23 protein-coding genes and 1 pseudogene are annotated in these 23,236 nt (G+C 32.7%); 16 read left to right on the top strand and 8 right to left on the bottom strand.

Going from position 1 to position 23,236, the window contains the following annotated elements; genetic code table 11:
- Nucleotides 1-122 precede the first annotated feature (122 nt).
- The 3 genes and pseudogenes from HKP48_RS04960 to HKP48_RS04950 all read left to right on the top strand — a co-directional run.
- A pseudogene (locus HKP48_RS04960) lies at nt 123-254 on the top strand (methylglyoxal synthase); the annotation flags it as partial.
- Nucleotides 255-355: 101 nt separating this feature from the next.
- Complete coding sequence (locus tag HKP48_RS04955) at nt 356-538, top strand: hypothetical protein (protein ID WP_296343439.1); 183 nt, start codon at nt 356-358, stop codon at nt 536-538.
- Between the two features lie 98 nt (nt 539-636).
- On the top strand, nt 637-1,974 hold the full coding sequence (locus HKP48_RS04950; protein WP_296343437.1) for a M24 family metallopeptidase: 1,338 nt from the start codon (nt 637-639) through the stop codon (nt 1,972-1,974).
- 74 nt (nt 1,975-2,048) lie between these two features.
- Here the strand turns inward: HKP48_RS04950 and HKP48_RS04945 are convergent, their stop codons facing one another.
- The 3 genes from HKP48_RS04945 to HKP48_RS04935 are packed head-to-tail and all read right to left on the bottom strand — an operon-like array spanning nt 2,049 to nt 5,417.
- Complete coding sequence (locus tag HKP48_RS04945; protein WP_296343435.1) at nt 2,049-2,903, bottom strand: DUF2927 domain-containing protein; 855 nt, start codon at nt 2,901-2,903, stop codon at nt 2,049-2,051.
- Nucleotides 2,904-2,911: 8 nt separating this feature from the next.
- Nucleotides 2,912-3,763 (bottom strand): hypothetical protein, encoded by an 852-nt coding sequence (locus HKP48_RS04940; protein ID WP_296343434.1) that lies wholly within the window; start codon nt 3,761-3,763, stop codon nt 2,912-2,914.
- A gap of 10 nt (nt 3,764-3,773) precedes the next feature.
- Nucleotides 3,774-5,417 carry a carboxyl transferase domain-containing protein gene (locus tag HKP48_RS04935; RefSeq protein ID WP_296343433.1) on the bottom strand — a complete coding sequence of 548 codons (1,644 nt, stop codon included), beginning with the start codon at nt 5,415-5,417 and terminating at the stop codon, nt 3,774-3,776.
- Nucleotides 5,418-5,560: 143 nt separating this feature from the next.
- Between HKP48_RS04935 and HKP48_RS04930 the strand changes: the two genes are divergently transcribed.
- The 5 genes from HKP48_RS04930 (at nt 5,561) to ettA (ending at nt 9,233) form a co-directional block, all read left to right on the top strand.
- Nucleotides 5,561-6,091 carry an NAD(P)H-dependent oxidoreductase gene (locus tag HKP48_RS04930; RefSeq protein ID WP_296343431.1) on the top strand — a complete coding sequence of 177 codons (531 nt, stop codon included), beginning with the start codon at nt 5,561-5,563 and terminating at the stop codon, nt 6,089-6,091.
- 12 nt (nt 6,092-6,103) lie between these two features.
- On the top strand, nt 6,104-6,541 hold the full coding sequence (locus HKP48_RS04925) for a MarR family transcriptional regulator (RefSeq protein WP_296343429.1): 438 nt from the start codon (nt 6,104-6,106) through the stop codon (nt 6,539-6,541).
- A gap of 6 nt (nt 6,542-6,547) precedes the next feature.
- A complete protein-coding gene (locus HKP48_RS04920; RefSeq protein WP_296343427.1) occupies nt 6,548-7,264 on the top strand; it encodes a pirin family protein in 717 nt (238 codons plus the stop codon).
- 95 nt (nt 7,265-7,359) lie between these two features.
- Entirely contained in the window at nt 7,360-7,542 is a 183-nt protein-coding gene (locus HKP48_RS04915) for a CAL67264 family membrane protein (RefSeq protein ID WP_296343426.1), read from the top strand.
- Complete coding sequence (gene ettA / locus HKP48_RS04910; protein ID WP_296343424.1) at nt 7,542-9,233, top strand: energy-dependent translational throttle protein EttA; 1,692 nt, start codon at nt 7,542-7,544, stop codon at nt 9,231-9,233. Before HKP48_RS04915 ends, ettA begins: the two co-directional genes overlap by 1 nt.
- A gap of 66 nt (nt 9,234-9,299) precedes the next feature.
- Here ettA and HKP48_RS04905 read toward each other — a convergent pair whose 3' ends face one another.
- Both HKP48_RS04905 and HKP48_RS04900 read right to left on the bottom strand, forming a co-directional pair.
- Nucleotides 9,300-9,527 carry a hypothetical protein gene (locus HKP48_RS04905; RefSeq protein ID WP_296343423.1) on the bottom strand — a complete coding sequence of 76 codons (228 nt, stop codon included), beginning with the start codon at nt 9,525-9,527 and terminating at the stop codon, nt 9,300-9,302.
- Nucleotides 9,528-9,639: 112 nt separating this feature from the next.
- Complete coding sequence (locus tag HKP48_RS04900; RefSeq protein ID WP_296343421.1) at nt 9,640-10,392, bottom strand: MBL fold metallo-hydrolase; 753 nt, start codon at nt 10,390-10,392, stop codon at nt 9,640-9,642.
- A 167-nt stretch (nt 10,393-10,559) separates the two neighbouring features.
- On the opposite strand from HKP48_RS04900, the gene HKP48_RS04895 reads away from it, so the two are divergent.
- The 7 genes from HKP48_RS04895 to HKP48_RS04865 all read left to right on the top strand — a co-directional run bounded on the left by HKP48_RS04895 (nt 10,560) and on the right by HKP48_RS04865 (nt 19,025).
- Nucleotides 10,560-11,915: a microtubule-binding protein gene (locus HKP48_RS04895; RefSeq protein WP_296343419.1), complete on the top strand. Its 1,356-nt coding sequence runs from the start codon at nt 10,560-10,562 to the stop codon at nt 11,913-11,915.
- A gap of 95 nt (nt 11,916-12,010) precedes the next feature.
- Nucleotides 12,011-13,045 carry a hypothetical protein gene (locus HKP48_RS04890; RefSeq protein ID WP_296343417.1) on the top strand — a complete coding sequence of 345 codons (1,035 nt, stop codon included), beginning with the start codon at nt 12,011-12,013 and terminating at the stop codon, nt 13,043-13,045.
- 27 nt (nt 13,046-13,072) lie between these two features.
- Nucleotides 13,073-15,034 (top strand): AAA family ATPase, encoded by a 1,962-nt coding sequence (locus tag HKP48_RS04885; RefSeq protein ID WP_296343416.1) that lies wholly within the window; start codon nt 13,073-13,075, stop codon nt 15,032-15,034.
- A 6-nt stretch (nt 15,035-15,040) separates the two neighbouring features.
- Nucleotides 15,041-16,276 carry a DUF6638 family protein gene (locus tag HKP48_RS04880; protein WP_296343414.1) on the top strand — a complete coding sequence of 412 codons (1,236 nt, stop codon included), beginning with the start codon at nt 15,041-15,043 and terminating at the stop codon, nt 16,274-16,276.
- Between the two features lie 41 nt (nt 16,277-16,317).
- The gene (locus tag HKP48_RS04875; protein WP_296343413.1) at nt 16,318-16,866 is read left to right on the top strand and encodes a hypothetical protein; all 549 of its coding nucleotides are present in this window, start codon (nt 16,318-16,320) and stop codon (nt 16,864-16,866) included.
- Between the two features lie 97 nt (nt 16,867-16,963).
- A complete protein-coding gene (locus tag HKP48_RS04870) occupies nt 16,964-18,652 on the top strand; it encodes a hypothetical protein (protein ID WP_296343411.1) in 1,689 nt (562 codons plus the stop codon).
- Between the two features lie 31 nt (nt 18,653-18,683).
- The gene (locus HKP48_RS04865; protein ID WP_296343409.1) at nt 18,684-19,025 is read left to right on the top strand and encodes a hypothetical protein; all 342 of its coding nucleotides are present in this window, start codon (nt 18,684-18,686) and stop codon (nt 19,023-19,025) included.
- 121 nt (nt 19,026-19,146) lie between these two features.
- Here the strand turns inward: HKP48_RS04865 and HKP48_RS04860 are convergent, their stop codons facing one another.
- Together HKP48_RS04860 and HKP48_RS04855 are read right to left on the bottom strand one after the other, a co-directional pair.
- A complete protein-coding gene (locus HKP48_RS04860; protein ID WP_296343407.1) occupies nt 19,147-19,611 on the bottom strand; it encodes a GNAT family N-acetyltransferase in 465 nt (154 codons plus the stop codon).
- Nucleotides 19,592-20,620, bottom strand: a complete 1,029-nt coding sequence (locus HKP48_RS04855; protein WP_296343405.1) for a formimidoylglutamase — start codon at nt 20,618-20,620, stop codon at nt 19,592-19,594. Before HKP48_RS04855 ends, HKP48_RS04860 begins: the two co-directional genes overlap by 20 nt.
- A 100-nt stretch (nt 20,621-20,720) precedes the next feature.
- Between HKP48_RS04855 and HKP48_RS04850 the strand changes: the two genes are divergently transcribed.
- Entirely contained in the window at nt 20,721-21,605 is an 885-nt protein-coding gene (locus HKP48_RS04850; RefSeq protein ID WP_296343403.1) for a chromosome partitioning protein ParA, read from the top strand.
- A gap of 58 nt (nt 21,606-21,663) precedes the next feature.
- Here the strand turns inward: HKP48_RS04850 and hutI are convergent, their stop codons facing one another.
- Nucleotides 21,664-22,914: an imidazolonepropionase gene (hutI, locus tag HKP48_RS04845; RefSeq protein ID WP_296343401.1), complete on the bottom strand. Its 1,251-nt coding sequence runs from the start codon at nt 22,912-22,914 to the stop codon at nt 21,664-21,666.
- Between the last annotated feature and the right edge of the window lie 322 nt (nt 22,915-23,236).

Genomic DNA, 23,236 nt, shown 5'->3' with positions numbered 1-23,236 from the left:
AAATGCCTATTAGAAATTGGGGAATCATTTTAAACCAATTTTTAGCTATATTTGAAAACAGAATTAAACTATGAAAAAGCTAATCCTGTAAATTTTACTTACACACTTCGCGGGAAAGTGTCTTTTTTAGAGACCCATTAGATCATTATCCGCATGAGCCAGATATTTTAATGCTAATGCGTCTTTGTGATGTGCATAATATACCATTGGACACAAATCCAGCTACAGTAGAACTATTAATTAAGCCTGTTTAGATAAATGTTCATTTTATGTTGATAAATCTCAACTTGACTATTGTAAAACTTATATTTTGGTTTTATCTTTGCAAAGGATTAAAAATTAAATAAACGCAATTATGTTCGAATTTGACCAGTATTTAGGCTTTTTAGCATTCTTAACCATTTTAACTATAGGATTTTGGTTAATGATATTCTTGTTGACTTTCGTTATTCCTTATTGGGTATTTGGAGCATCTATTGAGCGTTTTAAAGAAATTAGAGCAGAAAAGAAAGCAAAACGTGAGGCTCAAGCTCACTAGAAGTTTTTAATTACAATACAAATTAAAGAGTTCCTTTTAGGAGCTCTTTTTTTATGCCCAATATTTGATTAAATTCGTTACTCATTCAACTCACAATCATGAAATTCAATTACCTTATCTTATTCCTCTTTACTATTTCACTTCAAGCACAGCAAATATTACTAGAACGCCAGCGTGCTGAAGTGGTAGATAATATCCTAAAAGATAGATTTAATAATCTATTACCAAAGTTAATGGATGATACTGGTTTCGATATGTGGATTATAATTTCAAGAGAATATAACGAAGACCCAGTCCTAAAAACCATGCTTCCAGCTACATGGTTAAATGCACGTCGGCGTACAATATTAGTTTTCTATAGAAATAAAGAGCAGAACACCATTGAAAAATTAGCTGTTGCACGTTATAATATCGGAGAAAATATCATTTCCGCTTGGGATAAAGAAAAAGAACCAAACCAATGGAAGCGCTTAATGCAGATTATTGAAGAAAGAAATCCAAAATCTATCGGACTTAATTATTCTGAACACTTTAATATTTGTGATGGTATCGTAAAAACAGATTACGAAGCGTTTATGGATAATTTACCAAACACCTATAATTATAGAGTAAAATCGGCTGAACAATTAGCTATTGGTTGGATAGAAACCCGAACCGAAACAGAAATGATTATTTATAATCAATTAGTAGACATTACTCATGATATCATTGCTGAAGCTTTTTCAGAAAAAGTGATTACACCAGGCGTTACAACAACAACAGATGTCGAGTGGTGGATGCGAGATAAGGTGACAGCTCTTGGTTTAGAAACTTGGTTTCATCCAACCGTAGATGTACAACGAACTGCCGAGAAATTAGGAAATCATTTATATGCGTTTTCAAATAGGCCAGAGGACATGGTTATTTTACCAGGTGATTTATTGCATTGTGATTTTGGGATTACCTATTTAAGATTAAACACAGACTGCCAAGAATTAGCATACGTATTAAAACCAAACGAAAAAGAACCGCCACAATTTTTACAAACAGCTTTAAAAGACGGAAATCGTGTTCAAGATATTTTTACTAATAATTTTGAAACAGGTATAACAGGAAATTCAATTCTTTCTAAATCTTTAGCTCAAGGAAAATTGAAAGGTTTACGTCCAGCAATATACACACACCCTTTAGGGACTTACGGTCATTCATCAGGGACAACAATAGGTATGTGGGATTCTCAAGGTGGCGTTCCTGTAAATGGAGATTATCCATTGCACGAAAACACGGTTTATGCCATAGAACTAAACACAACGGTTACTGTAAATGAATGGAAACGTGACATTCGAATAATGTTAGAAGAAGCAGGCTTTTGGGGAGAAAACGGATTTAGATATGTTAATGGACGACAAACAAAACTCTTAACAATCCCTAGGGTTAAAAATCATCAAGGGAACTAAACCTATAAAACCATTAAGTTAATTTTTTTTTTGATAGAAGCGTTGTTAGTATCTTTATGCAATACTAATTTAACTCAATATGGGTGAAAGAAACTCATCCTATGATTAGTTTTGCTATATATTTCTTTCGCTATGCGGTGTTGTTCTTCAAAAATATTTTTGGTAGTGCCTTTACATATTCCGTAAGAGTAATGATACTTTAAAAGTTCCCAATCTAATTCTGTCATTCGCTTGTTATCAGAATGACAATTAGAAAAATAACTTGTACAGGACAACTCATCAGATAAATTAAACCAGCCAAGTGAGCCAATAAATTGTTCTTTTATTTTTTGAACTTGTAATTTTTCACTTAGAAGTTTATCTATATTTATCCTGATATATCCTTTATAAATTCTATTGCTACTATTCTGCCAACGAATGTAGTATCCAGATGCCTTATTTCTACTTATATTTTCAGAGTACTGATAATCTTCATTATTAAATATTATGTAGTTTGAATTTTCTAGCTTTTTTACAACCGAAATAGATAAAGAGTCAACTCTTGAATCTATTTCATTTATGAACGAAACAACTTTATTTTTAACTTTCTTAGAAATATGTTTTCCGAAATATATTTTTATGGTTTTTTTCCAATATTTCATTGGCTTGGTATCAGCTGAATCTTTATGTATACTTTGAAAAGCAATCTTTTTATAATATTCTAGAAATGTAGAATCTTTACGTTCGTAAGCGACTGATACACCTTTTGGTCTTTTGAGACTGTTTACCTTAATTAAAGTGTCGTTATCCTTTACAATAAAACCTAGCGAATCTTTCTTTTGAAACTTTTCTTCAAATTGCTTCTTTGATATATAGTATGATTTATAATGGCTTAAAGACTTATTTTGCCCTAACGCCAAAATTGGAAAAAGGATAATTAAAATAATCATATGCTTCATTATGAACAGTGTTTTTTTAGTTTCGATTTTAAAATTCTAAACTTTCTTCTTGTGAAATTAAAATCGTGAATTTTAAAGTAGTGCAATTTAAGTAACATTAAATCAAAGCTATTAATTCTATTTGTTTCAATATAATTTATACTTGTTAAACTTTTTGTACCTAAAAAATAATTGGTTTGAAATTGTCCTAAACTAATAAAAAATAATTGCTTCATTTTTTTAAGAATTAAGGACTTGTCTTTTAGACTATCTACATCAATCAATAATTTTCCTGAATAATACTTGTTGTTATTATCATTTACTAATTTATAGGTCGCTTTACTTGTTAGGAACGATTCAGAGTAAATACTATCGTTATTTTCATAATTTTTAATAGTATTTTTAGAGTTTAATATATGATAATTAGCATCTTTTATTTTTTTAGTGTATGATACGTGTAGGTTTTTAATTTTGTTTAGCGGCTTAAAAAAAAGTTTAAATTTATCGATAGTTTTCTTTTCAAAAAATTTATCGAAATATACCACGACATTTGAATTCCACTGATTTATACTATTATCGTCGTGGCGTTTTCTTTTGTGCGTAAAAGCCAGAATTTGATAAATTCTAGTAATTGAGTCGGTTTTAAAACAATTACAAAAATAATCTAAATCATCTTTATTTATTTCTGGTTTTAGCCTAACAAGAGTATCATTTTTCTTGTAAATAGTTTCAATAATTTTTGATTTATCAGTATCACTAATTTGCTTTATTGAGATAAATTCCACTCTTACATCTTGAGCAATGATATCATCCTGTGAAAACATATTAAATGTACAAGAGATGAGAAGTGATATAGTTTTAATTATTTTCATAGTCATAGTCTCAAACTTGTAAAACACCTAAGTTAAAAGGTTTTTCGATAGGAGCGTGGTTAGCAGCTTCGATACCCATGCTAATCCAAGTTCTTGTGTCTAATGGGTCAATAACGCCATCGGTCCAAATACGAGCAGCAGCATAATATGGCGATACCTGATTGTCGTAGCGAGATTTTATCTTATTAAATAATTGGTCTTCTTTTTCTTTGGTAATAGTTTCGCCTTTCTTTTTAAGTGAAGCTTTCTCAATTTGCAATAATACTTTTGCTGCAGAATTACCACTCATAACAGCTAGCTCAGCACTTGGCCAAGCTACAATTAGGTTAGGGTCATAGGCTTTTCCGCACATGGCATAATTACCTGCGCCATAGCTATTGCCAATTATAATGGTGAATTTTGGAACTACAGAATTACTCACTGCATTTACCATTTTGGCTCCATCTTTAATAATTCCACCATGTTCAGATTTACTACCAACCATAAAACCAGTAACGTCTTGTAAAAAGACTAATGGTATTTTCTTCTGGTTACAATTCGCAATAAAACGAGTAGCTTTATCAGCAGAGTCGTTATAAATCACACCACCAAACTGCATTTCTGCAGGTTTCGTTTTGGCACCTTTTGTTTTTACGATTTGACGTTGATTAGCAACTATTCCTACAGCCCAGCCATCAATGCGAGCGTAACCAGTTATTATAGTCTGCCCGTATCCTTTTTTATATTCTTCAAATTTCGAATGATCTACCAAGCGGTAGATAATTTCATTCATATCATATTGGTCAGACCTACTTGCTGGTAAAATACCATAAATATCTTCTGGGTTTTCTTTAGGTTTTTTTGAATCAATTCTATTAAAACCAGCTTTATCAAAATCACCAATTTTATCAACAATGTTTTTAATTTTATCTAAGGCATCTTTATCATCCTTGGCTTTATAGTCAGTAACGCCAGAAATTTCGCAATGTGTGGTTGCTCCACCTAAAGTTTCATTATCTATAGTTTCCCCAATGGCAGCTTTTACTAAGTAGCTTCCAGCAAGGAAAATACTACCTGTTTTATCAACGATTAAGGCTTCGTCACTCATGATTGGTAAGTATGCACCACCAGCAACACAACTGCCCATAACAGCTGCAATTTGTGTTATTCCCATTGAGCTCATTACAGCATTATTTCTAAAAATACGACCAAAATGTTCCTTGTCTGGGAAAATTTTATCTTGCATCGGTAAGAAAACACCAGCACTATCAACTAAATATATGATTGGTAGACGATTTTCTATTGCAATTTCTTGAGCACGAAGATTCTTTTTTCCAGTAATAGGAAACCAAGCCCCAGCCTTAACTGTAGCGTCGTTGGCGACCACAATACATTGTTTTCCTTTGACATAACCAATTTTTACAACTACACCTCCAGAAGGACATCCACCATATTCAGGATACATATCTTCCCCAGCGAAAGCACCAATTTCTATGGAAGACTTTTTAGAATCCAATAGATAATCAATGCGCTCCCGAGCGGTCATTTTTCCCTTACTTTGATGTTTCTCAATACTCTTTTTACCACCACCAAGCTTTACCTTAGCGATACGCTTTTTAAGGTCAGAAACTAGGAGTTTGTTATGGTCTTCGTTTTTATTGAATTTTATATCCATCTGTATTTTTCTAATTTGTTACGAATTTACAAAACAATATGTTCATGTTTTCATGATATTTCTAAATGAAATGTTAAATATAATTAACATGGAAATATATACCATGGAATATATTACATTTGCTTCATCAAAAATAAGTAAATATGAAAAAAATTATAGCATTCGCAGGAAGTAGCAGTAGTACATCAATTAATAAGCAATTAGCAACTTATGCTGCCGGGTTGGTCACTAATGTAGAAGTTGAAGTTTTAGATTTAAACGATTATGACTTACCACTATACGGGATTGATTTAGAAAATAAATTAGGAATTCCAAAAGACGCAAACCGTTTTCTAGACAAAATCAAATCAACGGATGGCATTGTATTATCATTGGCAGAACACAATGGTACTTACGCGACCGTTTTTAAAAATTTATTTGATTGGATGTCTCGTATTGATGGAAAATTATGGAGCGATAAGCCAATGTTACTTATGTCTACATCACCAGGACCAAGAGCTGGTACTACGGGTTTAGAGATTGCCTTTAACCGTTTTCAATTTATGGGCGGTAATATTGTTGGAAAGTTTTCATTGCCAAGTTTTGGCGATAACTTTAAAGACAGAAAAATAACAGACGAAGTATTTAATAACGAATTATTAGAAGAAGTAAAACAACTAGAAGAGAGTCTTTAAGAATTTTAAATCATGGGAGATTTAGCCAAAGACATAAATTCAAAATTTGAAAATAACAAAATTAAGGCCATGCTTAATATTATTTACACGGCCAATTGGATTTCTAGTTGTAAAAACGAATTTTTTAAACCCTTTGGAATTTCACCACAGCAATACAACATACTACGTATTTTAAGAGGTGCAAATGAGCCGCTCAGAGTGCAAACTATTAAGGCAAGAATGCTTGAGCGTTCACCTAACGCTACACGTTTAATGGATAAGCTATGTGCTAAAAACTATATTGAGCGCTTGCCTTCTGAACATGATAGACGTGTAGTTAAAATTGTTATAACTAAAGATGGTATTTCGCTCTTAGAAGAAATAGCAAAAACAAAAAAGCAGAATTTATTAAATAATCTAACTGAAGATGAAGCTTTACAATTAAGCAATCTTTTAGATAAAATCAGATAATACAATATGAAAACTATACTACATAAAGCTGATGAGCGTGGATTTGCAAATCATGGTTGGTTACAAGCAAATCATAGTTTTAGTTTTGCGCAATGGTATAATCCAGAAAAAATTCAGTTTGGAGCACTTCGAGTTTTAAATGATGATGTCATCGCACCAAAAATGGGATTTGGTACACATCCACATGATAATATGGAAATTATTACAATTCCATTAACGGGTATTCTAAAGCATAAAGACAATATGGCTAATGATTGGATTACGGTACATCCTAATGAAGTTCAGGTGATGTCTGCTGGCACAGGCGTTCAACATTCTGAAATTAATGGTTCAACTGATGAGCATTTAAGCCTATTTCAAATATGGATTCTACCTAATAAGCAAAGTGTAGAACCACGTTACGACCAAAAAATGTTTCATAAATCAGGTAGAAATAATAAGCTTCAAACTTTGGTGTCTTCTTTTGAGGATCAAGATGATAGAAGTTTAAAAATTCATCAAAACGCGAAGATTTCACGAGTCGATTTAGATAAGGACAATGCATTGGAATATCAATTAAAAAGTGAAAGACATGGTCTGTATATTATGAATATTTTTGGTGAAGCAGATATTGAAAATCAAAACATTAAAACAAGAGATGCTTTAGGCGTGTCAGAAACTACGAGTGTTAATATCAAAGCACTCCATGATAGTAGTTTATTACTTATAGAAGTGCCAATGTAATAAACGTATTAATTTTTTAAAAATGAGCATTCTAAATAAGTGTACTTTTTTCAGTTAAAAACGCGATATTTGTGTTTTCCTTAAAAATTTATAATATGGCAATGAATAAAAACACGGTGTTAGCCTGGGCTACCACAATAATGATAATAGTAGGATTGAGTTTAATAGCCTTAGGTGCATTTAGGTATAATGATGTTGCAGGTTGGGGATTTGCTGCTGTTGGTTGTGGATTTTTCTGTATAGCTTGGGTATTTAACGCTTTAAAAGGACGTGTATAATGAGTGATGATAAAAAAATAATTTTTTCAATGTCTGGTGTTACTAAAACGTTTCAGTCTGCAAACACACCAGTTTTAAAAAATATATACTTGAGCTTTTTCTACGGCGCAAAGATTGGTATTCTTGGTCTTAACGGTTCGGGTAAATCTACTTTATTAAAAATTATAGCAGGGGTTGATAAAAATTACCAGGGAGATGTTGTTTTTTCCCAAGATTATTCGGTAGGCTATTTAGAACAAGAACCCCAGCTAGATGAAGAAAAAACAGTACTAGAAGTCGTTAAAGAAGGTGCAGCAGAAACGGTTGCGATTCTTTATGAATATAACAGTATCAATGACCAATTTGGTCTTGAGGAAGTTTATAGTGACCCAGATAAAATGGAGAAACTTATGAACCGTCAAGCTGTATTACAAGACCAAATTGATGCTTCTAATGCATGGGAACTAGACACAAAGCTAGAAATTGCGATGGACGCTTTACGAACACCTGATGGTGATAAAAAAATAGCTGTACTCTCTGGAGGTGAACGTCGTCGTGTGGCACTTTGTCGTTTGTTATTAAAAGAACCAGATGTTTTATTATTAGATGAGCCAACCAACCACTTAGATGCAGAATCTGTACATTGGTTAGAACATCACTTAGCACAATATAAAGGAACAGTAATTGCTGTAACACATGATAGATATTTCTTAGATAATGTTGCGGGCTGGATTTTGGAACTCGATAGAGGAGAAGGTATTCCTTGGAAAGGAAACTACTCATCTTGGTTAGATCAAAAATCTAAACGTATGGCACAAGAAAGTAAAACGGCTTCTAAACGTCAAAAAACTTTAGAGAGAGAGCTAGAATGGGTACGTCAAGGTGCAAAAGGGCGTCAAACCAAGCAAAAAGCACGTTTGAAGAATTACGATAAGTTAATGAGCCAAGACCAAAAACAACTTGATGAAAAGCTTGAAATTTATATACCTAATGGACCACGTTTAGGAACAAATGTTATAGAAGCTAAAGGGGTAAGTAAAGGTTACGGTGATAAATTGTTGTATGAAGATTTAAACTTTAATCTTCCACAAGCTGGTATTGTAGGTGTTATTGGTCCAAACGGTGCTGGTAAAACAACGATTTTTAGAATGATAATGGGAGAAGAAACTCCAGATAAAGGTGAATTTCTTGTAGGTGAAACAGCAAAAATTGCTTATGTAGACCAGTCCCATTCTAATATTGACCCAGAGAAAACTATTTGGCAGAATTTTAGTGACGAGCAAGAATTGGTCATGATGGGAGGAAAGCAAGTTAATTCTAGAGCATACCTAAGTCGTTTTAATTTCTCAGGGAGCGAACAAAACAAAAAAGTAAGTCTATTGTCAGGTGGTGAACGCAACCGTTTACACTTAGCAATGACTCTAAAAGAAGAAGGTAATGTGTTACTTTTAGACGAGCCAACTAATGACTTAGATGTTAATACGTTACGTGCTTTGGAGGAAGGTTTGGAAAACTTTGCTGGATGTGCAGTTGTTATTAGTCACGATAGATGGTTTTTAGACCGTATTTGTACACATATCTTAGCTTTTGAAGGTGACTCCCAAATTTATTTCTTTGAAGGAAGTTTCTCCGATTATGAAGAAAATAAAAAGAAGCGATTAGGCGGTGATTTAATGCCAAAACGCATCAAATATAAAAAATTAGTACGATAAAAATTTTCGAACTCGACAATAAAAATCAATCAATTGATTGCTTTTTTATTATGTATTAAAGCTACATTAAACATCATCATAAAGATGACCGCTTGTAAAATCTTTATAGGAATCATCAACATCTTTAAACGCATTTGTTTTCATAAGCTTCTTGTTTTGAGCTTTTAACTTATACATTTTAATGATAGCGATAATTATTAAAACTGTAAAAACAAAACAAACAGTTAACAAGATGAGTGTCAGCTGATGTATGCTTACTGCAGAGGTATAATTAAGTAGAAAAAATCCTTTCATTAGACCGATTATAGATTTGGATTCCATGCGAATATAGTAAAAAAGCCCAATCCCTAACTGTTTAATAATAAATATTTTGCAAATTTGTTATTAAAAATTTGACGATTAACTGTTAATTATACCAGTTTAAAAGCACGACATCGATGTCAGGATTTTTAGTGTTTACCTTATTTTTAAAGGCATAAACGTCACCCATCATTCCTTTTCCTCGATAGTGATATGGATATACTTTCTTTGGTTTAAAGTCCAAAACAGCACTAGCTGCACTTTCCACAGTCATGGTATACGGTAAATTCATACATACAAAAGCAATATCAATATTTTTTAAGTTTCGCATTTCAGGAATATCTTCAGTATCACCAGAGATATAAATACGTTGATTATTCAAATTTATAACGTATCCATTTCCTCGCCCCTTGGTATGAAAATTTAGCGCTTCTTCTCTTAGGTTGTACATAGGGATGGCTTCAATTTTCAAATTATCATCACCAAAAGTGTCATTGTTATTTAGCGTTACTACTGTTTTTGCTATATTTTTGGGAAGCTTATTAACTACTGCTTTTGGCGCTATGACCGTTGTATTAGAAAGATTTAACGCTTGTAAGGTTTCAATATTTAAATGATCGCCATGAATATCGGTTATTAAGACAAAGTCAGCGTTCTCATAATTACTAAATTTATCAGCTCCACCTACTGGATCTACATAAAAATTATAATTTTCACTTTTAATAACTAAAGTTCCGTGGTTAACTGGTACTATTTCAATTGCTTTTTCATGACCTAGATTTTTCGTTTTTTTATCTGATTTGCAAGAGTATAAAACAATAAGAAAACAAAGAAATAATGCGGTTTTGATTAATCTCATAATGGAAAATAAGTTTGTAAAACATAAAATTAAGGATTACGAGCCTAAGAAGTTGTAACAAATTATTAAAATTTTACACTTATATTTTGTCGGAATCTTTTTATAATGATAAAAATTACCGAAATTGTTAACCAAATTTTGTTCAACCCTAAAATAGAATATAGCATATGTCTGATGATTTTGATTTATTAGAAACCAATTCTCAAGAAAAATCTGAAAAAGTAGATGTCAATTGGGGCAAAGCCATTGACCAAATGAAATCTAAATTAGCACAAGAAGATGACCCAGAAAGTCGTCAAAAAATCTTGAATGCAACATTAGATAATGTTGTAGATATGGCAGAAAAGGATAGAACCACGCTTTTGGATGCTATCAAAGATTTAACAGATTATCAAGATGAAGTAGGTATCATGTTCGAAGGCTTCTCTGCGCTTAATAAGGCAGAGCAGAAAATCATTGATGATGCGGTTAAACGTTTGGAGCGTGCTAAAGTTGAGCTCGAGGATGCTCAAAATATACCTGATACATGGTGGAATAATCTCTGGGGACGAAAAAGTAAAATAGAAAATGCCGAAGACGAGTTAACTTCAGCCCAAAAAGAACGTGATGCTGCGGATAACAAGGCAAAAGCTATGTTTCAAGAACGTATTGAAACTGCAGACGTTCAGACATTGCTTAACGAGTTGTCTTTTAAAAGTCAAGCAGCAATTAAGCGTTTAAAAGACCGTGAGGTTGAAATTAAAGAGGTTGAAGACAAGCTGCAAGATGCTATCGTTGAAGCAAGTAAAAATCATACAAAGGCTTTAGAGAAAAAGGCAGAAGTAGAAGATAAGTTAGAAGCAGAATATGCGTTATTAAAACAAGCAAGACAAGCCTTAACAGATGTAGCGGATAAACAATCGACAGAATATTCTGAGGCTTTATCTAAAGTAACAAAACTTGAGCAGTCTGTTGAGGAACTAGAAGGTCTAAAAAATGCTTACACAACACTCGCTGCTTCTAAAGATAGTTTTGTACACAAACATAATTTAACGATTAAAGTATTAACGTCTTTACGCAGTAACTTACAAACCCATCGTGCAAAACTAAAAAGTGACACAGACGAGAGATTAAAGTATTATGATGGTTACGTAGTAGCATTAAAAGCGCGTACGGATCAAGAGTTTGCTGCAATCTTAGAGCATTTGGGTGTAAAAACCGACGAACATATTGGAGAAACATTAGCAGCAATGCATACAGCAAGCGCAAAAGCACGTCAAGAAATGATGGATAATATCCCAGTGCACGAAAAAGTAATGCAAGGTGTTTATGGCAGCTATGCAGAAGCTTTGAAGGAAATTCGAAATAAGGATATTGAAATCCAGAAGAACTTTGCAGACCGTTATGGTATTGATATGAAAGCAATTTTTGACGAGTATTATAACTCAGATAATACAGTACCAAATAATCCACAAGGTGATAATCCTAGCGGAGATGTGCCAGACCTAAAACCAGAAGTGGAAGAAGACGATTTATTAGGATAATATTATGATTAAACAGTGTGCAATTTTCAGTACTCAGACTTTAAGATTTGAGTATGTTTTCTGTATACTGATTATTGAATACTGCATACTAACCCATGATTGTAACACCATTAGATTCAGCACAATTAGATTCTAAACAACAGTACGAATTTTACCATAGCATGGTAGATTTTACCGTAAAAGAATTGATTGTAAAAATGCAACAGCAACAATTATGTGCTGAGCAGGAATTGGTGTTTTTTAAGCAATATTGCGATTTGTTATTGTACTCCATCGAAGCCATGCGTGTAAAATACATGTATGATGATGAGGATAATATGAAGATTGATTTAACCGATTCTGGATTTCCTAATTACTTAGAATTTCGGTATTTGTTTAATGATTTAGCACTGCGCGAAGAATATCTAAATCGTTTAACGTCAGTTGAAGTGCTTCAAGAAGAGTTTCTAGATACTTTAATGAGACAAAAGCAATCGATTAAAAAATCACGATTATTTCAAGCAGCGTCAATAGTTTACTATACCAATGTAAAACAACAATTCATATTCAATCGTTTCATTCAAGGAAAGATTTTAAAATCGCCAAAACCTGAAATCGCCGAGTATATGACGAGCTGGAGTTTTTACGATGTTTCTCATAATAGGCCTTTTGTATGCTTCATGTATTTTAATTATAAGGGAAAAGACCCAATTAAAGATAAAACAGAAATTTACACCACCATAAAGCAAGCCGCTGACCGTAAAATGAATTTAGACGCCATGGCGTATTCCATCGATAGAAAGCACGAAGATATTTTACCAAAGCTTTTGAAAATAATAGATTTAGGACCATTGCATAACGTGTTTGCAAAGGATGAAAATAAGATTACACACACCATTCTTGATGCTATTGCGAAGAAAGAAATTCCTTTAGAAAGTTATGCGTTTTCATTAAAAATTGACGAAGTTAAATCAACTTCAGAGTTTAAAGAAGGTAGTTTTTTTAACAAGCAAACCTTTCAAAAATGGGGAGCAATCAAAAAACAAAAATATGTTTTGGCACCACATCGTATCATTCAGTTGTTGTATAACAAAACACCCGAAGTGATTGATAAGTTGGCGAAACCGCCGATACAGGTCAGTGACTTTTAGACATAACTAAAAACCAAAAGCAATAAGATGGAACATAATTCTACCTTTCCTATAAAACAAACAGAACTCGATATGCTTCGTGATGAAGCAACTTCATATATTAAAAGCATTCAATGGGAGCAAGGTGAGCGTGCACGAAATAAGGATAAAGATGCACAAGACGAATCTATTTTATTGTATTTATCTCGTGCTAAAGGTAATGGAACATCAGAAATCACATCAGTTTCTAAGACTATTCTTGAGCTAAAAAAGCGTTTATTGCCAGAATCTGTTGCACTTCCAATTCACCTAAACAATACACTTTACGCTGTTCAGGAAGGTATTGGTTTAGGCTTATGGATTAGAGATAGTTATTATGATGCTTCGGGTTTATCCTCTTTGATAGAAAATAAATTAGCGTTAGATAATAATGGAAAACGTGAGTATGAGAGTAAAATGCATACTGCCACTGCTTTTATGTTGTTTTCTATGTCATATAAGATAATTCATGATTTAAAACCCAAAGCTTCTGACGATTTAAGTGTTATGAAGCAGAAGTTTGCAGGCATTCCAGAGGTTTCATTTTTAACGCCATTAAAAGGGATATCTTGTAGTTTATTCTATTATGATAAATATTTGTCTCATCCAGAGATCATCAAATCAGACAAGGATGTTATCGATTTTACAGTCGTTTATTTTGAAGCTTTAATTTCTGAAATTCAACTTCGAAAAAGCACTTTAGAATATACCGAAACTATAGTTGATAGAGCTTATAAACTAGAAAATAGCGATTTTGCAATTGATGGATGGAGTAACACATTTGAAGGTAGCGCAAAAAGCGTAGAATTCAATACAATACAGTTTGAACAAATTGTAGGTAACCGAGATGCAAAGCATTTTGCACGTCGTTTAACCGAACGTATGTTGAGCTATGACTTTGAAGCTCAGAAAAATCCTTTTCAAGAATTAGGTGGTTTTATGCCAGTATTTATGGGATATGGAATTCCAGGAACTGGAAAAAGTATGCTTATTGCAGCAATAGCTACGCGATTAAAAGAACATTGCGATAATTTAGATATTCCATTTTTATTTCATCCAATGCCAGACACGTTGATTAGTACGTTTCAAGGTGGTTCTGCCGAGAAAATGGTAGAATGGATGAAACCTCTACAAGACCCAACAAAACTTATTTTCGCACCGATAGATGATGCAGAAAACAACCTTCAAGAACGAACGACTCAAGGTGTTTCTGCAGGCGTAAAAGAAGTAATTGGCGTGTTTTTAAGATATACTGAAGGTGCTTATGCTGTTAACTATGGTAATAGCTCAATTGGTTTATTTACCAACTTACCAGAAATGTTGGATAAAGCGGTGATTTCACGTGTTCAAGGGCGTTTTAAAATTGACGGAGCACGAACAGAGCACGATTTTTTAGACCAAGACCATATTTGGTGGCGAAAACTGCAAGATACCATACCAGAATTCATTAATATGAATGACCCAGAAGGCTATAAATATTTAGCTGATCAAGGCTTAGCAAAAAGTATGGGCGATATTTTAAATGCTGTTAAAAAACCTTCAGAAGAGCGCGTACATGATACGTTTGATAAAGTTGAGAAGCTTCATCAAAATGAAGATCACATGTTTTATGGGGCGTTGTATAAAGAAATTCAAAAGATTTTTCCATTCTTTTCATCCCGTGATGTGCGTAACATTCAATCTGCAATTTCATTACGATTAACGGATTTTGATTTGGAACAAGATTGGTTTGAGAATCCAGAAACATATTTCAAAAAAGATTATGACACAAAATTCAATATGCTTCAAGAATTAATGAAGTCTAATATGAAAGGTTTAAACTTTTCGGACATTCGTCGTCAAGAAGTCATACGTTATTTAGATAACGTAGCAACCATTGCAGATACTGACTTTAAACGTAAAGTAGATGCAAGAGTCAATCAGTTAAATATTGAAACGGAAGCTAGAGAGCAGTTTGGTAAGGAAAGTTAATAATCAATGCAAAAATTAAAACAAGCAAATTTATACAGAAGTGAACTCATTCCAGTGAGTGGAAAACTTGTGGAGCGTTATAACAAATGCTTGGTTAAACTTGGTTTTACAAAAACTAAACTTAAAAAGTTTTCTATTGATGGTGTAGGTTGGAGTCCAGAAGTTGCTGAAGAAAAAAAGGACGATAATTACCTTTGTAACGGACCATCAAATCCTCAAGGTATTATCATTTCTCCATTACAAAATAGAAAACCAGTCTATTCTCCCTATCATTCTTTTGATAGAGATATGATGCAGTTAATTTTTAAGAATTATTCAAAGAAAATTAATGATATCACCAGAGATTCTGCAGTAATAATTGATTTTGACCAAAAAATAGATACATTTTATGAGCCTTTGGATGTATTAAAATATGATGCTATTACCATTAATTTTCATTTAATGGATAATCTTTACCATCAACAGCAAGAGCAATTTCAACTCATTGAAAAGTTTAAACACAATCATAATTTTATAGATGAAGCGCTACAGGCTCAAATTTTAGAATCTGCAAAGGCTTATGGTGATTTACGTGGTAGAGATTTAATTATGCCTAATCTCAATTTTGAAACCAGTTCCTTTTACACAAAGGCGTTTGGTGGTGTCTATGTACTTAGAGATTTTATAAAAACTATTGTTGTTTTTGAAGATATGGACTCATACAAAGAGGCTATAAAAGACACGCATTATGATGTCTTAATTTATCATATTTTACAACCAGAATTAGTAGAAAAACTAAGAGACCATATTATTATAGAATGTCATTTAGATGATGTTGTCAATACCCCTAAATATGAGCGTATTAAGAAATATGAATTTGCACAGTTATTAAAAGACACACAACATTCTATTAATGATATACTATCAGATTCTATGTTGTTTAAAAGCTATTTGAATAAGTTAGATATAAAGTCTCGTAAGCAAGTTATGAGTGTAGAATTATACCTAGAAAGACTATCACGAAGTAACGTCTATAAATTAGAAGATATGGTGGATGAGCAAATGTATTTTGCATTACACAAACCACATTCTTCACTTTCAGTATATCAACAAGATTTAATCTGGAAGCTACTTATCAATGTTTCTCCCAAGGATGTTTTATTCCTTTACTGGTACGATAAGGACCAATTCTATAAGAATTACAATACTTGGGATGAATCATTTAAAGATTGGGTAATTAAGACAATTAGTAACAATATTTAGTTTTTATAGACTAATTTTATAGAACATTAAACTTTAAAACCATGGGATTAGAACTCGTTATATTCATAGTTGCTATATTATTTGGAATTTTTCTGTATTGGAGAGAGTCCAATGGAAATGGTGCATACCGAACGCTTAATAAAATAGCAAACAGCAAGGAACTCCAAATGTCACCAGACAATCCAAAAGGATTTGTATACAAACAAGGTATTATACCTAGACTAATTTTTGTAGTTACTATAGTAATGATAGCTGCTTTGATTGTTGAGTTTTTAACACCTATAGCTGTATTTTCTAGCTATAATGGTATTTCGGCTTTTGCATCGTTTGCTGCTGGTACATTGATAGGTACTTATTTGGCAAGTTTTGTAATTAAATCTACTGAAGTAATTGAACAAAAAAGTGATTCTATTAGTGATATAGTTGAAGATGCTGTAGAAAAAGGGAAAGATTTTATCGAAGATTTAAAAACAAAAGATACCAAAGTTGTAGAAGAAGCTAAAGCAGAAATTAAAACAGAATCTAAGAAAGAAATGGAGGTAGAAAAAAAATCTGCACGTGAGCGACTTAAAGACAAGGGGTTAATGTAACGTAAAGTGTCATGCTGAAGTTTTTCAGTATCCTAGAAAAATAGTTTTAATAATTTACAAGATTCTGAATTAAGTTCAGAATGGAAAAAAATAAAGAATGATAAAATCATACTGGAAAAAAGGACGAAAACAAAAGATAATTACGGTATTACTAAGCTTAGTAGTGCTCATACTTTTGTTTGTACTTCGTGACGATTATCAACCTGCATTACTATTTTTAAGAAAATTCTTTTTCGTAATTCTTATCAGTGTGCTTATATTACTTTTAGGTTTGCGTAAATTTAGAAAAACCGCAAGTACCGCTTCACGTTTAGGAACTTTGGGATTATTACTCGTTTTTTTTGGGATTTTATACGTGTTTGGTTGGCATTATGGAATGTACGATTATATGAAAACATATAACGTATTCAATCATCTAAATAAAGTTGAAATTCACGAATTGCCATTAACACAAAATGAACGTATTCAACCACTTAGAAATATTTTTTCTATGGCAAACGAGAGTGTTGGAGAAACCAAAGACGTGTCGCTTCCGCATTTGGTAAGAGTCGATGATGAGAATAAATGGACAATGGCTATTCAACCTTCAGAAAAATACATTATGCAGCGTATTAGCGATAATACCGAAGAAGTTTTTTCAGTAAGTAGTACAACGCCTTTTCCACGCTTTTCTAACCAAAATCGTATTCCTGTGACATTTTCAATTGGCGAAACCTTAAAATTTAGCCGAAACACATATAATGCAGTCGTACAACGTTTTAATCCTTGGATGTTATTCAATTACGAGCCAAGCGATACCTTTTACATGAAAAATGATAATGGCAGTTGGGTACAAGTAGTTAGTCTAATTAAATGGAAAGGCTTCTTTTTTCCATATCCAACGTTCGGTGGTGTGATGATTGTAGATAATGGAGAGCATGATTTTAATGATTATCTAGAGCGCATCACCATAGGAAAGGGAACATTTGTGAGTCCCGATAAAATTAAAAACTATCCCTTTTTAACAAAGCAAAACACATTGTCTGAAAAAGTATCTCAACTTCAAGCAGAATCTCTAAAGTTTTTAGGTGGATTTAGTGATCCATTACCTTGGAATATGGAAACGGCTGTAAAAATTCCTGAAATGCCCGTAGATCAAAATCAACAACCTTATGTTACAGATTTTGATTTTGCAGACAATAATTCAGATGCTTACAGCGGATTGTACCACTGGTTTGGTTTAGAACCAGTTGGGGATGAACGTACGAGTTTAAGCTATAGTGTTTTTATTCCTGCTGATGGAACAGATAAACTTTATTATTACGATCATGCGAGCAAAAAACAGGGTTATGCTGGTGTCTCTGCTATGCCATTAAAGATTGTAGAATCTCGCAAAGAGTTTGATTGGGATGCTAATAAGCCTGTTGAGTTTCGACCTTATATTAAAGATATTGCAGGTCGCAAACGTATGTTTTTTCTCGGAACAGTGTCTGCAATTAATAAAAAAGGACAATTTGATGGTTCAGCCACGCCTGATTTAGCTTTAATCGATAGCGAATACCGTGATGTTATATGGATTGATGTAAAACATCCAAGCCAATGGGACGAGACAATTTACAGTCAGTTAAACGAAGCATGGCGGGCTAGTGAAGGTATCGGTTACTATTTTAATGAAAAGCCTAAATTAGATTTAGATATCGAGCAAACCTTAGATTCTTTAATAGTTGTTCCAAAAATCAATAATAATACCGAACAAATTGAAGCACTTCAGCGTAAGTTGGATAGTTTGAAAGCTCTAGATAATTAATACGAAAAATAAGGTCTTTTTTATTATTGTATTGCTCGGTATAATAATTTCATGTTTTGAGAAAGACTTTAAACTACCTGAAAATGCAAATGAATTATTGACTAATAATTCAAGAAAAACATGGAAACTGGCTAAACGTTTTAATGGTGATTATAAAATGAATATGGGTGATTGTTTTCTGAGTTATAGGGTTACCTATTCGAGTAAGCGGAACACAACAGATAATAATTCAAAAAATAAGGATTGTGGTGCTTCTATGGAAGCAAGGTGGAATTTTCATACTAACGAAAATGGACACTTTATAAAACTTGAAGGTGAAAATGTAAAAAAAGCTTTTAATAAAAAAAAAGATATAAGTATTTCAAGATTTTAGACATATCCGTTACACTTCTAGTTTTAAAATTTCGTCATAATCAATTTGGTAATACAAGTAAGATTATTACTGATTATTTAATACCTGAGAATTTTGAAGTAAAGGGTAGGGATTTTCATAATTAAACTTTCAACAACATCTTAATATTAGCGCGTTCATAAGGATTATCTTTTTCAAGATTTAGTTCTTTAAATCCGTATTTCCGATAAAGATATATTGCATTTTTTAATATAGTATTAGAGTAGAGCATAAGTGCTTTTAGTTCTTTTTCTTTAGCAAAATCAATACAGTGTTGTAAAAGTTGCTGTCCAATTTTTTGACCACGAGCTTCGGGTAGAACCGCCATTTTGGTTAACTCTAATATATCATTTTTTTCTGTTGGCATTAGAGCGACCGTACCTAAAATTTGGTCTTCTTGTTTTGCAAAGAAAATATGTCCACCTCTATCAATTATATATTTTTCTGGTTTACTTAAAACTTCTTCGTCATATGGTTCAACGTAAAAAAAAGTTTCAAGCCATTCGATGTTATAATCATAGAAATATTTGGCGTACTTCGGGTAGTAGCTAATTATTTGAGTTTGCATGTGCTTTTATGAAATCTGTAATTAAATATGATATGAGTTTACCTACTGGTGCTTCTGTATTTTTTGTTGGAGCAGCTTCACAAATATGCAAGTAACTTACATTCTTTTCGATGGCGACTTTACTTATAAAACGTCTTACTTTTGTTACTGAAAATCCACTTGGTGTCATTGCACTACTCGGTATATCTTCAATAGCGTCACAATCTATCTCAAGCCCAAAATGAGTAGTGTTTACATAATCTAAAGCACGTTTTATTTCTGATTTAAAACCCAATCGTTTTCTAACAGACACATCTTCAAACGTATTGTAAACAACACCCTTAGTAGAGTTTAGGGTATCAAGACTATTCTGTGAAATATAATTTTCATGTAGTCCAAAAATGAAATAGTTTTTTAGAAAACCTTCATTATAAGCATATCTAAAACCATTACCGCTATGCCTTCCTTCTTGTGGTCTAAAATCATGATGTGCATCAAAATTTATAGCGTTTATAGATGTATTGTAAGCTAATGACGCCCCTTTGATATTTCCGTAGGCATTATTGTGGCCGCCTCCAATGATTATTGGTATTTTTCCAGCATTAATGATAGAAAAAACCAAATGTGATACATCGCTGTCAACTTGCTCAGTAAGTTTTCGAGCTAATGAAATCCTCTTCTTTTTAGATAGTTCTAGATCTTTAAGCTGTTCCCTTTGTTCTGAATAATTTAAATAGCCTAAAACTAGGATGCGTTTTGTATCAATAAACGTGTTGCTCTGTGTATTTAACAAAACTTTTACAGTGGCATTCCAAGCCTTGTATGTTCCTGATTTACCGTGATTTGCAACAACGCCAATATCTTCAGAAATACCAAATATAACATAGTCGACGTCCAAAGCTTTAATATCATCGTAAATGTTAGTGAAGTTGTTATTCAACTGAACATGTTCACCAAATTTGGTCTCGCCTTTGCGAGTTTTTACAAGCATGTCACGGTCTTTAGATGTAAACTGAATTAAATTTTGCATTTAGATTTAAAAATTTAAATAAAATTACATTTTAATAAGTTAAAGACCTTAAATTAAAGATTAAAAAATAAGAATCACAATAACTAAATAAAATTGAATTATGAACAAAACAAACAATAACACAGGACTAAAAGTTGCCATAGGTATTTTACTCGCGTTATTTCTAGGAACGGGGTTTTATGCATCTAAACTTTACAGCGACAAAAAAAGTGAGACCGCAGAACTTGTAAAACAGAAAAAACAAGTAATGAATGACTTGAGTGTTATGGCTAAGCAGTATGATGCAGCTATCGGTGAAAATGAAATTGCAAACGAAACACTTGTTGAAGCTAGAAATCGTATTCAAGGTTTAATGGATTCTCTTAAGGTCTCACAAAATAGTGTTGGAAGCTTATGGAGATACAAAAAGAAATATTTAGCGCTTCAAGAAGAAATGGATGTCTTATTGCAAGAAAATGACCGTCTAAAAGTAGAAAACGAGTTATTAGCTACAACTTTAGATAGTACGCAAATTCAATTAGCTGAACGCGCTGCATTTACAGATTCACTTTTAGTACAAAATACAGAATTAGCAGGAGTGGTTAAAGACGCAGGAGCCTTACAGACAATTGGCCTTAAGGGTTTTGGTGTTATTGAAAGAAGTAGTGGGAAGCAAATACCTACAGAGCGTGCAAGACGTAGCGATAAAATAAAAGTATGCTATACAGTAGCAAAAAATCTTTTAGCAGAGACTGGTGATAAAGAATTATATATACAGATTATTGACCCTCAAAATAATGTTTTAGGGTCTAATAATCAGATAGAATTCGAAGACCAAACACTTAATTACAGTTTAATTAGTCGTTTTAACTACGAGAACAGCAATCTAAATATATGTGAATTTGTATCTCCTACTGAAGATGAAAAGTTTGAGAAAGGACGTTACATAGTCAATGTATTTAATGAAAATAATTTAATTTCTTCATCTGAGTTTACCTTAAGATAGAAATTACAGATTGGTTGGTTAGTGCCTTTTTAAAAAGCCTGAAGCTGTTTATCTTACTTCAGGCTTTTTTATTTTCTAAAACCTGTCCGTTGATTATTACGGTGTCGATAGGGTTATGACCAAACTCATATGGTATTTGAGCATAACTTTCCATAGGTTTTGTAATAATGATATTTGCTTTTTTACCACGTGTAATACTGCCATACATATTACTAAATCCCATGGCATAGGCTCCATTTACTGTTGCAGCATTTATAGCTTCTTCAGGTGTCATTTTTAGTTTTATACATGCGGTGCTAACTACAAAATTCATATTTCCACTAGGTGTAGACCCAGGATTAAAATCTGTTGCAATTGCTAATGGCAAGCCAGCATCAATAATTTGTCGTGCTGGCGTGTATGGAATACCTAAAAAGTAGGAGCAAGCAGGCAAAGCAACAGGCATTGTATTGCTCTTTTTTAAGGCTTTAATGTCTTTATCATTTAATTCTTCTAAGTGGTCAACAGAAAGTGCATTATATTCAACGCCAAGTTTAACGCCACCGAGAATGTTAAACTGATTTACATGTATTTTAGGAATAAGATTATGTTTCTTACCAGCTTCAAGAATTCTTTTGGTGTCTTCAACTGAAAAATAGCCTTCTTCACAAAATACATCGATATACTTGGCGATACGTAGAGCGGAAGCTTTAGGAATTAATTCATTAATAATTTTATCTACATATGCTTTCTTACGATCTCTATATTCTGAAGGAATAGCATGTGCTGCCAATAAAGTTGGTGCAATTTTAGCTAAACTGACTTGCTTGATACGTTTAATAACTTTGAGCATTTTTAATTCAGCCTCTACTGTGAGTCCATAACCTGTTTTTATCTCAACAGCACCAGTACCCATTGCAATCATTTCATTTAGACGTTGAATAGATTGCTCATACAAATCGTCTTCAGATGTTACTTGTAATTGTTTAGCCGAATTTAAAATTCCACCACCACGATTGGCTATTTCAGCATAACTTAAACCATTAACTCTATCTACAAATTCCGAAACACGATGACCAGCATAAACAATATGCGTGTGAGAATCACACCAAGAAGGCAAAACTATTTTTCCTGTAGCATCAATTACTGTTTCGGCATCAATGCCTTCACAAAAATCCATAGTACCAAATTCCACAATGGTATCATCTTGAATATATAGATAAGCATTTTCTAATACAGGAAGTTTTTTCATATCCGCTCCCTTAATAATAGTCACATTATTTTCGTGTACTTGGAGCAGTTGCTTTATGTTTTTGATAAGAATAGACACGCGTTTGATTGAATTTTGGTTAAGTATTCAAGTTACGAAAAAAAATAATTGTTATGAAACGAGCATGCTAAACATATTATCACCAAAAGGAATGATTAATAGCGAACAGCATGTGTCCTAAAAAAAACAATACATAGAAACACATGAAAAGAAAACTACCGTGACATTGATAATGAAACGGTAGTTTGTTGATTCAATTTATTCGCTTTCAGGTTTAATACCTCGAGGCTTGCCTCGTTAATTATTACTATTTTGTGACTCGATGTCACAGAATAGTAAATATATCCATAAAAGTCATAATGTTACAGTTTTACTATATCAT

Source organism: Winogradskyella sp., from assembly GCF_013042245.1.
Lineage (GTDB): Bacteria > Bacteroidota > Bacteroidia > Flavobacteriales > Flavobacteriaceae > Winogradskyella.
The sequence above is the reverse complement of the archived record's forward strand: the minus strand, read 5'-3'. Positions and strand labels throughout refer to the sequence as shown.

Bases quoted from the DNA above. Each gene is read 5' to 3' on its own strand.
- HKP48_RS04935 (WP_296343433.1), bottom strand. From the start codon at position 5,417: ATGGATATAAAATTCAATAAAAACGAAGACCATAACAAACTCCTAGTT.
- ettA (WP_296343424.1), top strand. From the start codon at position 7,542: ATGAGTGATGATAAAAAAATAATTTTTTCAATGTCTGGTGTTACTAAA.
- HKP48_RS04860 (WP_296343407.1), bottom strand. From the start codon at position 19,611: ATGCAAACTCAAATAATTAGCTACTACCCGAAGTACGCCAAATATTTC.
- HKP48_RS04890 (WP_296343417.1), top strand. From the start codon at position 12,011: ATGATTGTAACACCATTAGATTCAGCACAATTAGATTCTAAACAACAG.
- HKP48_RS04850 (WP_296343403.1), top strand. From the start codon at position 20,721: ATGAACAAAACAAACAATAACACAGGACTAAAAGTTGCCATAGGTATT.
- HKP48_RS04900 (WP_296343421.1), bottom strand. From the start codon at position 10,392: ATGAGATTAATCAAAACCGCATTATTTCTTTGTTTTCTTATTGTTTTA.
- HKP48_RS04875 (WP_296343413.1), top strand. From the start codon at position 16,318: ATGGGATTAGAACTCGTTATATTCATAGTTGCTATATTATTTGGAATT.
- HKP48_RS04930 (WP_296343431.1), top strand. From the start codon at position 5,561: ATGAAAAAAATTATAGCATTCGCAGGAAGTAGCAGTAGTACATCAATT.
- HKP48_RS04870 (WP_296343411.1), top strand. From the start codon at position 16,964: ATGATAAAATCATACTGGAAAAAAGGACGAAAACAAAAGATAATTACG.
- HKP48_RS04880 (WP_296343414.1), top strand. From the start codon at position 15,041: ATGCAAAAATTAAAACAAGCAAATTTATACAGAAGTGAACTCATTCCA.
- HKP48_RS04955 (WP_296343439.1), top strand. From the start codon at position 356: ATGTTCGAATTTGACCAGTATTTAGGCTTTTTAGCATTCTTAACCATT.
- HKP48_RS04940 (WP_296343434.1), bottom strand. From the start codon at position 3,763: ATGAAAATAATTAAAACTATATCACTTCTCATCTCTTGTACATTTAAT.
- HKP48_RS04920 (WP_296343427.1), top strand. From the start codon at position 6,548: ATGAAAACTATACTACATAAAGCTGATGAGCGTGGATTTGCAAATCAT.
- HKP48_RS04925 (WP_296343429.1), top strand. From the start codon at position 6,104: ATGGGAGATTTAGCCAAAGACATAAATTCAAAATTTGAAAATAACAAA.
- HKP48_RS04915 (WP_296343426.1), top strand. From the start codon at position 7,360: ATGGCAATGAATAAAAACACGGTGTTAGCCTGGGCTACCACAATAATG.
- HKP48_RS04945 (WP_296343435.1), bottom strand. From the start codon at position 2,903: ATGATTATTTTAATTATCCTTTTTCCAATTTTGGCGTTAGGGCAAAAT.
- HKP48_RS04905 (WP_296343423.1), bottom strand. From the start codon at position 9,527: ATGAAAGGATTTTTTCTACTTAATTATACCTCTGCAGTAAGCATACAT.
- HKP48_RS04950 (WP_296343437.1), top strand. From the start codon at position 637: ATGAAATTCAATTACCTTATCTTATTCCTCTTTACTATTTCACTTCAA.
- HKP48_RS04855 (WP_296343405.1), bottom strand. From the start codon at position 20,620: ATGCAAAATTTAATTCAGTTTACATCTAAAGACCGTGACATGCTTGTA.
- HKP48_RS04885 (WP_296343416.1), top strand. From the start codon at position 13,073: ATGGAACATAATTCTACCTTTCCTATAAAACAAACAGAACTCGATATG.
- HKP48_RS04895 (WP_296343419.1), top strand. From the start codon at position 10,560: ATGTCTGATGATTTTGATTTATTAGAAACCAATTCTCAAGAAAAATCT.